The sequence below is a fragment of the Paraburkholderia sp. LEh10 genome (assembly GCF_017814945.1).
In the GTDB taxonomy this organism is placed as follows: domain Bacteria; phylum Pseudomonadota; class Gammaproteobacteria; order Burkholderiales; family Burkholderiaceae; genus Paraburkholderia.
This window is the reverse complement of record NZ_JAGIPX010000001.1, coordinates 98,825-111,249: the sequence shown is the minus strand read 5'-3', so window position 1 is coordinate 111,249 and position 12,425 is coordinate 98,825. Positions and strand designations below refer to the sequence as shown.

The following is a 12,425-nucleotide window of genomic DNA, read 5'->3' as shown; positions in this document are numbered from 1 at the left end:
CGTAGACAAGCGTTGCACGGCGCAAAGGTGGCCGCGCGTTATGCAGACAGGTGTCCTGCTGGACGATCAAGGTTCAGATTCACTCATCGGCGTTTCTTGCAGGGGACGGGACGGCGAAACCCGTGCGTCGTCAGCCGGTAACCAGACACGTACGGTGGTGACGCCCCCGCTCGACTGCATTTCCACATGGCCGCCGTGGGCCCGTACGATCTCGCGCACGATGTAGAGTCCAAGCCCGACTCCCTTGCCGACCCTGCCCGCCGACGTGTCTCGCGCAGCGCGACGCAGCGGATCGAAGACGGTGGCCAGCACCTCGGGCGGCAACGTCTGCCCATGGTTACTGACGGCCAGCGCGAGTCCGTCGTCCTGCCGGCCAAGTTCTACGTCGATCTCCGCTTGAGGATCGCCATGCTGCACGGCATTCAAGAGCAGGTTGACGACGACCTGCGTCAAACGCTGTTCATCGAAGCAACCGATCGCGTTGTCATCACCCAATTGCTTGCGCACACGGAAACCGGGCGTCGAAGCACTGACCTCGTCAATGGCGCGCACCACGATCTCGCGAAGACTGGCAGGCTGGAGATTCATCGGCAGGATATCGCCCAGTCTCGTGCGCGCGAAATCGAGCACGTCGTTGATAAGCAGGCGCAGCCTTGTGCACGCGGCCTCGATGCGACCGAGCAGCTTGAGCGTCAGCTGCGGATTTGCGCGCGCCTGTCGCAACGCCTGTGCGGACATGGAGATTGCCTGCACGGGGGAGCGCAGGTCGTGCGCGATCACACCCGCAAACATGTCACGCGTACGCGTTAGCTGGGTCGTGTAGTGGGCGATCGATTCCGTGAGTGCCTGGTCGAGCGCTTCATTAAATCGCACCAGTTCGTCCATCGTGCTCGCGAGGTCTTCTCCGTCTGCATGCACCGTCCAGCGGCGTGTGACGCTCACGCGCAGAGCTCTGAATTCGGCGATCATCTGATCGAGCGTAAAGCCGTGCCGGTGGCGCTCTTCCGCGTGGCCCCGGGCAACGCGCGAGATGGTCGCGGGCCCGGCAAACCGGCCGGCATGCAGTGCCGCAATCCGGCCGACATTGATGTGCGGAGTTCGCAGGTCAGCCGCGATGGCCAGCATCAGTTGGGCGGCGAGGTCCTTTAGTTCTTCGTCGGACAGGTCCTGCGAGTCATCCGTGAGACGTCGGGCGAATTCGATCCAGTCGGCGACCAGCAAATCCAGATGGGATTCGATGAAGTCCGCGAGGCGCATATCCTGATCCTCCGTGACGTTGCTAGCGCAGCTAAACGCTAGATGCTAAATGCTAAATGCTGGCTCGACTGGCGCGACTGATCATCGCCAGTGTCTCCCGACTGTCCGACCCGCCCGTCTTTCGGCGACCCGAGCAGCGTGTGAAGGGCCTGCTCGACCTGGTCGATCGTAACCGGCTTTGGCAGATACACGTCCCACGAGGCAGTACCTGCTGGGTGTGACGACGCTGACATCACCATGACGGACACAGTGGCGAGGCGCGCATCCCGACGCATGCGACGGCAAAGCGCGACTCCGTCCCACACCGGCCTCGACCAGCCCGTGACCACGGCGTCCGGGCGCAGGCTGGCCATTGCAGCCGGCGCGCCGGCGCCGTGATCGGCGACGATCACACGATAGCCCCGGGTCCTCAAGAGCAGTCCCAATGGCTCGCGCATGTCTGTGTCGTCTTCGACCAGCAGCAGGTATCCACTTGCAGGCATGGTAGCGGACCAGGCATGCGCGCGAGTGAGCATCAATCGTGCCACATGAGGGCCCACATAACGGCCGCATCCAGCACCCGCGAACAGCACCGAGTTGCCCGGCGGCAGCCGTGCTGACGCTCCAGCGGCATGCGAGCGGAGCTGTCATCGCCCTACCTCGGTCGACGCCTGTGCGGCGCTGAAGCCGGAACCGACACACACACGTTACAGAGCCGGGAAGAATCTACCTGTCGCGGTCAGTCCCCTGCTCGGGCGTTCGCTATTTTCCCTGTCGGATTTCGATCCTCCGCGCAGTCGTTCGCGCTGTGCCCGTCCGAGGCACGCGTACATTCAGCACGCCCTTGTCGAAACGCGCGTCGATCTTGTCGACATCGACGTCCTCAGGCAGCGGGATCGTGCGCAGGAATGCGCCGTAGGCCCGCTCAAGCCGGTAGCAGCCTTTTTCCTCGCTGCGCACGTCCTGTTTCTTTTCACCGCGCAGCACAAGGGTTCCGTTTTCAACGGTCGTATGCAGGTCCTCGCGTTCGACGCCTGGGAGTTCGGCCGTTACGCGTAATGCGTCGCCCTCATCGACGACATCGATATGTGGCTGGAAACGCGCCGGGGTGAAGTCGCCGAACCAGCGGTCCAGTGCCCCGAATCCCGAGTAAGGGTCGTTCAGGAACTCATGCATCATGCGCCACGGATCGGCGTGCAGAAGCCGTGCGACGTCAGTTCGCTCCGACGGCGGCGCCACCGTGTCCGCTGATTTTGCCTTCTCGTCTTGGCCCGTCCTGTCCTTGCGCAGGAATCTGAACGGGTTCCATTTTTGCAGCTCAGTATCCATGGTTTTCTCCGTTTCAGTGTGAACCTGTTTCATACAAGCTTTCCGCAGTTGCGGATGCGCGCGCGGCTGGGGTGCCGAACACGCCGCGATCAAGCAGCTTCACGACGTACTCGAACGCAGCCCGCCGCGCTTCGCCAGCGCTGGACCAGCGCTCGGCGTAGCGTGGCAGATGCCAGTCGGCCAGTACCGTGCCGTCCGATTCGACACGCACGATGGCGACGTAGCCGTCTGGCTCTGATGCGCGCGAGACCATGTACAGCACGGGGATCGTGCAGATACGGATCTCACACCCCTTCCACGAATGGCGCGTTTCTTCAGGCATCGAACCTCCCCATTCCGCCGTGCCGGCAGTGGCAGCGCGAGGCCGCCACCGCCGATATTTTTCCCTGCCAGCGGATCAGCCGGTCTTCACCTCTATGCGGCGCGGACGCGCTTCCTCGCGGCGCGGGATGGTCAGCTTCAGGACGCCATCCTGGAGACTGGCCTCGATCTTCGAGGTGTCGAAGTCCGGTGACAACGTGAAGGTGCGCGCGAACCGCGGCTCGCGGACTTCCGCATGCTGCAGGCGCAGGTTGGCGGGCGTCGGCACGACTGCCTCAGCCTCGATCGAGAGGTTACCGTCGTGCACGCGTACGTCCAGCTTGTCTCTGGTGACGCCTGGCAGATCGGCCCATAGCGTGACGGCCTGCCCGTCCTCAAAGATGTCGACGGCTGGGGTGATCGTCATGCGGCGCACAGACTGTTCGTCTCCCCGCCGCGTGAGCGTGGACTGATCGCGTTGGGTGAGTTCGGTAGTGTCGTTCATGATCGGCTCCCTGGTTACTGGACGGAAATGGCACGTGGCTTCGATGACTCGCGCTTGCCGACGGTGATCATCAGGCAGCCGTTTTCATAACGGGCCTGCACCTTGTCGGGATCCGCCGTTTGCGGCAGTTCGATGACGCGCCGGAACGCGCCGGTAAAGCGCTCCTGCGAATAGATGCGGGTTTCGTCATTTATGTCCTGCCGGGACGGTTTGCGCTCTCCGCTGATGCTCAGCACGCCCTTGTCAATCGACACGTCGAGCCCGGCGGCGTCGATACCTGGGGCGAACGCGACAATCTCGATGGAATCGTCGGTCGCGCCGATGTTGACAGCCGGGAACGTGCCAAAGCGGCCCGCGCGGATGCTGGACGGGAAGGTACCAAACAGACCGGCCATCTGCCGCTGCAGGCGGTCGAACTCGCTGAACAGATCGGTGGGGGAATAGAGATCGCTCATGATGCTGTCCTCCTCGAATCACGCATTGAGGCGAACGGGCCTACGCGCTCCAGTTCGCCTGCCAGCGTCTGGCAAACAAATCGAAACACGCAGCGTGCGGCCGGTCGAGCACCGCACGACTGCCTGAGCGAAACTTAAGATAGGCCTTGTAATGAATTTTTCAAGGGCAAAATCGAGGTCATCTCTTGAAAATTTTTGGGCTGGTCCTATCATCGCGGACGAAGCGTTCTGACGACGGGAGGATGTCATGGAATTCGATACTGACTGGTTGACACTGGGCCTGCATCGCGTGCGACTGCGCTCAATCAAAGGCTTTCCAACGGAAGCCATGCGCAAGGCGGTGGAGGTCGTCCGCATCGCAGTCGACAGCAACATGAGCGCCCGCGCGCGCCTGGTGGAAGTGGTCTGCCGGCAGGAAAAGATCTACGAGGTCACGATCGGAACGACCGTCACCAAGGACAAGATTTGTGCGCCGCAGCTCGAAATATTTATCGCGGGGGTGCTCGGCCTGCCACCGGACCACATCAACCTGATCGTCACGACGGTGGAGCAGTCAGAGGTGGATCTGCACTTTGGCGTGTACGAAAGGATGCTCGCCGAAAAACTGGGTACCGCGCCGCCACTCCAGTGACACACGGCAAATTCAGCAGAGGAAAGGGAGGACGCCCGTCCCTTCGGCCTAGGCAGCTGCCCTCGCCATGCCGGCTGGGCGCACAAAGTTCTGACGATCCCCCGGCGCCAGCGCGGGTAGCAGACTTTCTGGGCCGTTGTACGGCCGATATACGACGCGGCGGCTCCCGCGAATCTGACTGCGGTGTAAGTTGAAATTTTTAATTAGTGAAGCTAGGTTATATCCAGCCCAGTCAGTGTGCCCAATGCTCCACCGGTTGCACACTGCGTGTTTCGATTTGTTTGCGCCGCAGCATCGCAGCATCGCAGGCGAACTGGAGCGCGCAAGCCCGTTCTCTTCCTTGCTGCCTAAAAGGAGAAGACGCTGAGCAAGCTTCATCCTCGCGCGGACTCCAGCCTGTTCGAGCGTCTCCAACGCACGACGGTCTCCCTTGTGGACACCTATCCGGGCTCACGACTCGCGAAAGGCTGCACGAGTCGGCGATGAAGGAGCAACAACAGAGGTGTAGAGACCATCGACAGCGCGACCACCAGCGTGACGAGCGACGACTGCCGCTCGTCGATGACGCGTGCTGCCAATGAAGCGGCCATCACCACAAAAGCAAACTCGCCACCTTGCGACAACAGGATCGCAAAGTAGCCGCGTTCCCATGCCGGTACGCCAAACCTGCTCGCAAGCAACCGCTGGGCAAGCGACTTGATACCGACTACGGCCACCACAAGGACGGCGACGCGGAACGGCTCCCGCATCAGCACGCCGAAGTCGATCGACGTTCCTACTGCGATGAAAAAAAGGCCGAGCAGCAATCCCTTGAACGGCGCCATGTCGACTTCGACCTGGTGCCGGAAATCCGAATCCGCGAGCAATACGCCTGCGAGAAAAGCGCCCAACGACATCGACAGATGGACGCTTTCCATCAGCAGCGCGATGCCGACGATCCAGAGCAGCGCAAACGCGGTGAAAATTTCGGGAACACCAATGCTGGTAATCACACGTAGCACGACCTGCAACAGGTATCGGCCGGCCAGCGCCACCACGATTAGCATGCCGAGCGCCTTCAGCGCGACGAGCCAGCCCGGCTCCGCTGCCGCGACGGGCACTGCCGGTCCGAGCAGCGGCAGGAGCGCAATCAGCGGGATCGCCGCCATATCCTGGAACAGCAGAATGCCGAACCCGGCGTGGCCGGTCGGCATGTCCATCAGCTTGCGCTCCTGAAGCTCCGACATCACCATTGCCGTCGACGACAACGAAAGCGCGAGCCCACCCGCCAACGCAATCCGCCAGGACAGTCCCAGCACCATGAAGATCAACGACAGCGCGGCGGCGCACACGGTCATCTGCATCGTGCCGTAGCCGAAAATCGTGCGGCGCATTGCCCATAACGTGTCGACCCGCATTTCGAGTCCGATCACGAACATCATCAGCACGATGCCCAACTCGGAAAAATGGAGGATCGCGTCGATATCGGTCACGAGTCCCAGTGCCCACGGTCCGATCATGATGCCCGCCACCAGATAGCCGAGCACCGAGCCGAAGCCGAGGCGCACCGTCAACGGCACGGCGATGAGCGCCGCCGCGAGAAAGATGACCACGTCGATGAGAAGCTTGGTCACGCACTGACCTCCCGCAAAGACCTTCGATGCGCGCCTGCGCTTCTCTTCCCGCGTTCAGCGCCCCATCCGCCTGTCATAGCTGCGCGAAATGCGATCGAGCAGTGCTGGATCGCGCGCATTTTTCGAATCGAACTGTACGACGACACTGCCATCGGCTTGCTGCCGCACGCTCGCCTGCACGACACCACCGTCGATTCCGCCGACGATCGTGCCGCTTCCGGGATCCTGCACGGAAATCGCGAGGCCTTCGTCTTGCATCGCACCCGCTGCGGCGGCGAAAGACCGATTGAAGCTCGCGGGTGTGGTGATGACGGTGGCAGGAGGCGGCGCATAGTAAGGACAACCCTCCATGAACGGCAGCGATCCGCAAGCAGCCATCAGCAACAGGCGCCCGAAAGCGGCACCCGTGCGTGATTCCCCCTTGCCTCGAACCGGCTTGTCCGTGACGGCATGAAACCGACTTGTTCCCCGTCGCATCATCACGGTTCACCTCGACTCAACAGGGCTCTGCGCACTGCTCGCCGTCAGCGTGCGGACGCGGTCACCCGGTGTCCGGACCGCCTCTACTGCGTCGCGGAGGGCGTGACGGTGATCGCGACGGCTTCGGTGTAGACGACCTGGACCTGATCGCCCTTATGGACGTTTTTCATCTGCTCCGGGTCCTCGACATGCACATCGACGAGGTTGCCATGTGGTCCCTTCAGCGTGACCGTCTTCGCCTTCGGGTCGACCGCGACGACATCCGCCATCACCGTGATCTCCCGGCCGATCGTGCCGCCCGGTTTGGCGCCCGGCTCCGCGCGCTTTTCAATCAGCCGCTGTGTCGCCGAGCGCGGGCCGTTGGTTTTCGACAGGCTAATCGACATCGCTTCCTGGTATTCGGTCGTGACGATATCGCCGACCTTGAGCTGGTCGAAGTTGCGCGCTTCTTCGCCGACCTGCAGTTCGACCATCTTGCCTTTTTTGTCCTTGAGCGTGACGGTACGGGTTTCCGGCTCGATCGCGACGATCGTGGCCGTCACCTTCGACGTCCCGACAACCGTGGCACTGCCCGGTGCTTTCGTGACATCGACTGATGTCTGTGGCTGGGCAAATGCAGCGCACGCGACCATCAGGACAGCCATTGCGATAAGGATGCGATTCGCTTTCATTTCTACCCTCACATTCAGATTGAAGAAGTCAGCACCGATCATGCGCGCGCGCATCCACACTATGCCCACGGCCAGTCATCCTCTGGTCCTCAGTCTAGGCACTGCCTGTCAGCGAGAGTATTGGACTTTGGTCCAATACATCGCCGCATTACAGGAGGGCAGATCGCCCGTCCGAGCGGCGGGATATTCAACACGTTCGGCAACATCGCCGCCATCACGACGCCGATCATCATCGGCTATATCGTCAGGCGACGGGCTCGTTCAGCGGCGCACTCGTGTTCGTGGCCTGCAATGCACTGATTGGCGATCGTCGGCGAGATCAAGCGCGTGCAATTGAAGTAAGTTCGTGCTGCCCGCTGCGCACGAGATTCGTATCGCGTGCAGCGGGCGTGTTGCCTTCTCGCCGCGCCTCACCACACCGCCTGACTCGTAATCGCAAACTGCTTCAGCTGCGCATCGGCGAGAAGCGGTCCGTTGCGCATCATCCTTTCGATGCTGTCCACATGCGGCAGCCCAAGCCCTTCCAGCCACGACGAAAGACCGAGCGCGGCCGGCGTATCGATCCGCACGAACATCCCCGCATTCAGCGCGAGCCAGTGGCTGATGAGCGCCTTCGCGCGGCTCGCATCGGGGGAATCCGGCGCGATGACGGGGCCGATCACATGTCCGTCGCCGAAGCGCCTGAAGAGCGCGAAGCCGATCAGTTCGCCGTCGCGGTCGAGCGCGATGCCGCTCGCGATATCGAGCAGCGGCGGCAACAGATCGCGGCGGTCCAGCCCGCTCGCGCGCGAGGCCAGCTCGACCAGACGCGGCGCGTCATTGACGCCGAGCGGGCGCAGCCGCTCACCCGGCGGCAACGACACGAGCGGCGGCTGAAACGCCGCGCCCTGATGCTGATGAATCGCACCGATGCTCTGAAAGCCGAGCTTCTCGCACAGCGGTTCGCCCGCGGGGCTCGCGTGAATCAGCAGCGTGCGCGGGCCGAGTTCGTCGATCAGCAGTTCGAGCAGCTTGCGTCCGATGCCGCGCCTTTGCCGTTCGGGCGCGACGATCACCATGCCGAGCGTCGCGGCTTCGCGCCCGAAGCGCCATGACAGCGCGGTGCCGATCACGCCACTGCCGTCCTGCGCGACGTAGCCTTGCCCCGTGCGCGCCGCGAAGCGCCAGTCGTCGGGACGATGCCGCCACCTGACGGCGCTCGAAAGCGCATGCGCTGCCGCGATGTCATCGAAGGTGAAAGGGCGGTAGTCGATCATGCCGCTCTGGTGTGGGTCGGACACGCCGGCCTCCTCGTTCTGAAGACACATACCGTGACTCTCTCACCGTATCGCGCGCGTGACTAGGACGATCCTTCTATCGCGCCGTCCGCATGCCAGCGCCAGCGTGATGCGCTGCAAAACGCGGCGTTCAGGCGGCGATAACGCGTCGTTTGTGCTGTGTGCGCATTTTTGTCGGTGAAATATGCGGCGGCCGCGAGCTTACGATTTCCAGCATCGAAGGCAATCGAGGAATCACGACATGGACCGGTTCGATCCACTCACGATCAACGTGCGCAGCGGACATTTCATCGGCGGCGACTATGTCGATGCACAGGGACCGCGCATCGAGGTCACGCGTCCGTCCGATGGTGTCGTCTACGCGTCGGTGCCCATCGCGGATGCCGCGACGATCGACCGTGCGGTGCAAGACGCATGGACGGCGTTCCGCACGAGCGGCTGGGCGCGCATCGCGCCGCGCGAACGCGCCCGCGTGCTGCGGCGCTTCGCCGATCTCGTCGCCGCCGACGCACACACGCTCGCGCCGCTCGAAGCGCTCGGCTCGACGCGGCCCGTTCGCGATGCCTTCAACTGGGACGTGCCGTTCACGGCGGAAGGCATCCGCTTCTATGCGGAATTCGCCGACAAGCTCGGCGGCGAGGTGGCCGCGACCGATCACGATCATCTCGGCATGACGATCGCCGAACCGTACGGCGTGATCGGCGCGATCGCGCCGTGGAATTTCCCGCTGGTGATGGCGTCGTGGAAGATCGCGCCCGCGCTCGCGGCGGGCAACGCCGTCGTGCTGAAGCCTTCGGAGATGACGCCGTTTTCCGTGCTGCGGCTCGCCGAGCTTGCCGTCGAAGCGGGCGTGCCGCCCGGCATTTTCAACGTCGTGCAAGGCGACGGCCGCACCACGGGCGACGCGCTCGTGCGTCATCCGCTCATCGCGAAGGTGACGTTCACCGGCTCGACGCGCACCGGCGCGGCCATCATGGCGGCGTGCGCCGAAACGGGCACGAAGCCCGTCACGCTCGAACTGGGCGGCAAGAGTCCGCAGATCGTCTTCGCCGACGCGCCGCGCCTCGACGACGTCGCGCGCCGCATCGCCGGCGCGATCACGGGCAATGCGGGCCAAGTGTGCGTCGCGGGTTCGCGGCTGCTGGTCGAGCGAACGATCGCGGACCAACTCGCCGAGCGTGTCCAGCGCCTCTTTAGCGAGCTTAGGGCGGGCGCGACGTGGTCGCCCGACGCTACGCTGGCGCCGATCATCTCCGAGCCGCAGGCGGCGCGGATCGAGGCCATCGTCGGGCGCAGCATCACGGGCGGCGCGACGCTGCGCTGCGGCGGTCGCCGCGCGGACGCGTCGACGCCGGGCGCCTTCTACATGCCCACCTTGCTCACGGACGTCACGCCTCATACGGATGCCGTGCGCGACGAAATCTTCGGCCCGGTGCTGACCTTGCAGACCTTCGACACGGAAGACGAAGCGCTCGCGCTCGCCGCGCATCCCGACTACGGCCTTGCAGCGGGCGTGCATACGGCCGATCTGGGCCGCGCGCTGCGCATGGTGCGCGGCATCGAGGCGGGCACGGTCTGGGTGAACCGCTACGGCCGCACCAGCGACTTCATGATCCCGACGGGCGGCTACAAGCGTTCCGGCATCGGCAAGGATCTTGGCCGGCAGGCCTACGAAGCGAATCTGCGCTTCAAGAGCGTGCTGATCGACGCTCGCGTCTGACGAATCCGGGGCGACGCCAGCGACGCGCCAGCGATGAAAACGCCGCCGCATAGTCTGCTGCCGAAGCCCCTCAAAACGCGTGGTTTGTATCGCGCGAGCCACTCGAATCAGCGACACCCGTACTTTTTGCACTGTTTAAATTTTCCGCAGGGATGCGTTTTCCTGTTCCGCCACTGAACTCCGCGTGGGTTCACCACAACGATAGGACTGACACCATGATCGATTTCGAGCCGAAGTACATCACGTTCGACTGCTACGGCACGCTTACGAAGTTCCGCATGGGCGACATGGCCCGCGAGACGTACGGCGACCGTCTGCACGGCGCCGAGCTGGAGAAATTCGTCGCGTTCTTCTCGGGCTATCGCCGCGATGAAGTGCTCGGCGCATGGAAGCCGTATCGCGACGTGATCGTCAATGCCGTGCGCCGCACGTGCAAGCGCATGAATGTCGAGTTCAATGAAACGGAAGCAGAGAAGTTCTATCTGGCCGTGCCGACGTGGGGTCCGCATCCCGACGTGCCGGAAGGCCTCGCGCGTCTCGCGAAAAAGTACAAGCTGGTGATTCTGTCGAACGCTTCGGACGATCAGATCCAAAGCAACGTCGACAAGCTCGGCGCGCCGTTCCATCGGGTGTTCACGGCGCAGCAGGCGCAATCGTACAAGCCGCGCATGCCGGGCTTCGAGTATATGTTCGACCAGCTCAACTGCAATCCGGGCGACGTGCTGCATGTGTCGTCGAGCCTGCGCTACGACCTGATGACGGCGCACGACATGGGCATCAGGCACAAGGCGTTCGTCAAGCGCGGCCACGAGCCGGGCACGCCGTACTACGAGTACTACGAAGTCGACACGATCGGCGAGCTCGCGACGAAGCTCGGCCTTTGATAGACGCACGCCATTGTCGTCACCCGCGCAAGGACATCCGATGAAACTCGACTCCTACTGGCTCGACACTGCGCCCGCCGGCATTCCGGCGAGCGAAGAGCCCGTCGAAGGCTACGTCGACGTCGCCGTGATCGGCGGCGGTTTCACCGGGTTGTCTGCCGCGCTCGCGCTCGGCAAACGCGGCGCGTCGGTGACGGTGCTCGATGCCGGGCGCATCGGCGGCGGCGCGTCGGGACGCAACGGCGGCCAGTGCAACACGGGCGTCGCGCAGGACTATGCGGCGCTGCGCGAGCAACTGGGCGTCGAACGTGCGCAGGGCTGTTATCGCGCGTATGCGGCTGCCGTCGATACCGTCGAGCGGCTGATCCGCGAAGAGCAGATCGACTGCGACTATCTCGCGTCGGGCAAGCTCAAGCTCGCCGCGAAGCCGCATCATCTCGCGCATCTCGAACAGACGGCCGAACTGATTCGCCGCGAAGTCGATCCCGACGTCGAGATCATTGCGCGCGAGCGCATTCGCAGCGAAGTCGAATCGGATAGCTTCTTCGGCGGTCTGCTGCAAAAGCGCGGCGGCCAGATGCATATGGGCAGGTTCGCGGCAGGACTCGCGAACGCGGCGGTGCGCAACGGCGCGCGCCTGTTCGAGCGGGCCACCGTCACGTCGATCGACAAGGATCGCGGCGCGTATCGCATCGAATCCGCGCGCGGCGCGCTGCGCGCGCAGCAGGTGTTGATCGCGACGGGGCCGTCGCGGCATGGGCCATTCGGCTGGTATCGGCGCAGGCTCGCGCCCGTGGGTTCGTTCATCGTCGTGACGCAGCCACTGCCTGCCGATCAGCTCGCGCGCCTCTTGCCGCAGCGCCGCTCGTACACGACGAGCCGCCTGATGCACAACTACTTTCGCGTGACGCCCGACTCGCGCCTGCTGTTCGGCGGACGCGCGCGCTTCACCGCGTCCGAGCAGCCGTCGGATGCGAAGAGCGGCCGGATCCTGCAAGCGAATCTCGCGCAGACGTTCCCGAGTCTCGCGGATGCGCGCATCGACTATTGCTGGGGCGGACTCGTCGATATCACGGCGGACCGTCTGCCGCGCGCCGGTCAGCACGACGGCATTTACTTCTCGATGGGCTACAGCGGCCACGGCACGCAGATGTCGACGCATATGGGCCAGGTGATGGCCGAGGTGATCGGCGGCAATGCGGCCGCGAACCCCTGGCGCGATTTCGACTGGCCCGCGATTCCGGGGCACACGGGCAAGCCGTGGTTCCTGCCGCTCGTCGGCGCGTATTACCAGATCAAAGACGTTTTCTACTGACCTTGCTTT

14 protein-coding genes and 1 pseudogene are annotated in these 12,425 nt (G+C 63.6%); 5 read left to right on the top strand and 10 right to left on the bottom strand.

Going from position 1 to position 12,425, the window contains the following annotated elements; translation table 11 throughout:
* Positions 1-66: 66 nt before the first annotated feature.
* From J8I87_RS00535 to J8I87_RS00510, 6 genes are all read right to left on the bottom strand, one after another.
* The gene (locus tag J8I87_RS00535; protein WP_245253608.1) at positions 67-1,221 is read right to left on the bottom strand and encodes a sensor histidine kinase; all 1,155 of its coding nucleotides are present in this window, start codon (positions 1,219-1,221) and stop codon (positions 67-69) included.
* A 74-nt stretch (positions 1,222-1,295) separates the two neighbouring features.
* Positions 1,296-1,739 (bottom strand): response regulator, encoded by a 444-nt coding sequence (locus tag J8I87_RS00530; RefSeq protein ID WP_209929497.1) that lies wholly within the window; start codon positions 1,737-1,739, stop codon positions 1,296-1,298.
* A gap of 259 nt (positions 1,740-1,998) precedes the next feature.
* Entirely contained in the window at positions 1,999-2,565 is a 567-nt protein-coding gene (locus J8I87_RS00525; protein WP_209929693.1) for an Hsp20/alpha crystallin family protein, read from the bottom strand.
* Positions 2,566-2,578: 13 nt separating this feature from the next.
* On the bottom strand, positions 2,579-2,887 hold the full coding sequence (locus J8I87_RS00520) for a hypothetical protein (protein WP_209929496.1): 309 nt from the start codon (positions 2,885-2,887) through the stop codon (positions 2,579-2,581).
* A 75-nt stretch (positions 2,888-2,962) separates the two neighbouring features.
* Complete coding sequence (locus J8I87_RS00515; protein WP_209929495.1) at positions 2,963-3,370, bottom strand: Hsp20/alpha crystallin family protein; 408 nt, start codon at positions 3,368-3,370, stop codon at positions 2,963-2,965.
* Between the two features lie 14 nt (positions 3,371-3,384).
* Positions 3,385-3,825, bottom strand: a complete 441-nt coding sequence (locus tag J8I87_RS00510) for an Hsp20/alpha crystallin family protein (protein ID WP_209929494.1) — start codon at positions 3,823-3,825, stop codon at positions 3,385-3,387.
* 247 nt (positions 3,826-4,072) lie between these two features.
* Here J8I87_RS00510 and J8I87_RS00505 point away from each other — a divergent pair, with 247 nt between their 5' ends.
* Positions 4,073-4,456, top strand: coding sequence for a hypothetical protein (locus tag J8I87_RS00505; RefSeq protein ID WP_209929493.1), 384 nt, complete (start codon positions 4,073-4,075; stop codon positions 4,454-4,456).
* A gap of 440 nt (positions 4,457-4,896) precedes the next feature.
* On the opposite strand, the gene J8I87_RS00500 is transcribed toward J8I87_RS00505, so the two are convergent.
* The 3 genes from J8I87_RS00500 to J8I87_RS00490 form a co-directional block, all read right to left on the bottom strand.
* Positions 4,897-6,069, bottom strand: a complete 1,173-nt coding sequence (locus J8I87_RS00500) for a monovalent cation:proton antiporter-2 (CPA2) family protein (protein ID WP_209929492.1) — start codon at positions 6,067-6,069, stop codon at positions 4,897-4,899.
* A 54-nt stretch (positions 6,070-6,123) separates the two neighbouring features.
* Positions 6,124-6,447, bottom strand: a complete 324-nt coding sequence (locus J8I87_RS00495; protein ID WP_209929692.1) for a hypothetical protein — start codon at positions 6,445-6,447, stop codon at positions 6,124-6,126.
* 185 nt (positions 6,448-6,632) lie between these two features.
* Positions 6,633-7,220, bottom strand: coding sequence for a hypothetical protein (locus tag J8I87_RS00490; protein ID WP_209929691.1), 588 nt, complete (start codon positions 7,218-7,220; stop codon positions 6,633-6,635).
* Between the two features lie 159 nt (positions 7,221-7,379).
* Here J8I87_RS00490 and J8I87_RS00485 point away from each other — a divergent pair.
* Positions 7,380-7,562, top strand: a pseudogene (locus tag J8I87_RS00485) (MFS transporter); the annotation flags it as partial.
* Positions 7,563-7,630: 68 nt separating this feature from the next.
* Here J8I87_RS00485 and J8I87_RS00480 read toward each other — a convergent pair.
* Positions 7,631-8,527, bottom strand: a complete 897-nt coding sequence (locus J8I87_RS00480) for a GNAT family N-acetyltransferase (protein WP_209929491.1) — start codon at positions 8,525-8,527, stop codon at positions 7,631-7,633.
* A 211-nt stretch (positions 8,528-8,738) separates the two neighbouring features.
* On the opposite strand from J8I87_RS00480, the gene J8I87_RS00475 reads away from it, so the two are divergent.
* The 3 genes from J8I87_RS00475 to J8I87_RS00465 all read left to right on the top strand — a co-directional run bounded on the left by J8I87_RS00475 (position 8,739) and on the right by J8I87_RS00465 (position 12,416).
* Positions 8,739-10,217: an aldehyde dehydrogenase family protein gene (locus tag J8I87_RS00475; protein WP_209929490.1), complete on the top strand. Its 1,479-nt coding sequence runs from the start codon at positions 8,739-8,741 to the stop codon at positions 10,215-10,217.
* 215 nt (positions 10,218-10,432) lie between these two features.
* The gene (locus tag J8I87_RS00470) at positions 10,433-11,101 is read left to right on the top strand and encodes a haloacid dehalogenase type II (protein WP_209929489.1); all 669 of its coding nucleotides are present in this window, start codon (positions 10,433-10,435) and stop codon (positions 11,099-11,101) included.
* A 40-nt stretch (positions 11,102-11,141) separates the two neighbouring features.
* Positions 11,142-12,416 carry an FAD-binding oxidoreductase gene (locus tag J8I87_RS00465; RefSeq protein WP_209929488.1) on the top strand — a complete coding sequence of 425 codons (1,275 nt, stop codon included), beginning with the start codon at positions 11,142-11,144 and terminating at the stop codon, positions 12,414-12,416.
* Positions 12,417-12,425: the final 9 nt, after the last annotated feature.

What these genes read in the sequence shown, in the direction of transcription:
- J8I87_RS00530 (WP_209929497.1), bottom strand. Translation starts at nt 1,739, where the DNA reads ATGCCTGCAAGTGGATACCTGCTGCTGGTCGAAGACGACACAGACATG.
- J8I87_RS00525 (WP_209929693.1), bottom strand. Translation starts at nt 2,565, where the DNA reads ATGGATACTGAGCTGCAAAAATGGAACCCGTTCAGATTCCTGCGCAAG.
- J8I87_RS00520 (WP_209929496.1), bottom strand. Translation starts at nt 2,887, where the DNA reads ATGCCTGAAGAAACGCGCCATTCGTGGAAGGGGTGTGAGATCCGTATC.
- J8I87_RS00515 (WP_209929495.1), bottom strand. Translation starts at nt 3,370, where the DNA reads ATGAACGACACTACCGAACTCACCCAACGCGATCAGTCCACGCTCACG.
- J8I87_RS00510 (WP_209929494.1), bottom strand. Translation starts at nt 3,825, where the DNA reads ATGAGCGATCTCTATTCCCCCACCGATCTGTTCAGCGAGTTCGACCGC.
- J8I87_RS00505 (WP_209929493.1), top strand. Translation starts at nt 4,073, where the DNA reads ATGGAATTCGATACTGACTGGTTGACACTGGGCCTGCATCGCGTGCGA.
- J8I87_RS00495 (WP_209929692.1), bottom strand. Translation starts at nt 6,447, where the DNA reads ATGGCTGCTTGCGGATCGCTGCCGTTCATGGAGGGTTGTCCTTACTAT.
- J8I87_RS00490 (WP_209929691.1), bottom strand. Translation starts at nt 7,220, where the DNA reads ATGAAAGCGAATCGCATCCTTATCGCAATGGCTGTCCTGATGGTCGCG.
- J8I87_RS00480 (WP_209929491.1), bottom strand. Translation starts at nt 8,527, where the DNA reads ATGTGTCTTCAGAACGAGGAGGCCGGCGTGTCCGACCCACACCAGAGC.
- J8I87_RS00475 (WP_209929490.1), top strand. Translation starts at nt 8,739, where the DNA reads ATGGACCGGTTCGATCCACTCACGATCAACGTGCGCAGCGGACATTTC.
- J8I87_RS00470 (WP_209929489.1), top strand. Translation starts at nt 10,433, where the DNA reads ATGATCGATTTCGAGCCGAAGTACATCACGTTCGACTGCTACGGCACG.
- J8I87_RS00465 (WP_209929488.1), top strand. Translation starts at nt 11,142, where the DNA reads ATGAAACTCGACTCCTACTGGCTCGACACTGCGCCCGCCGGCATTCCG.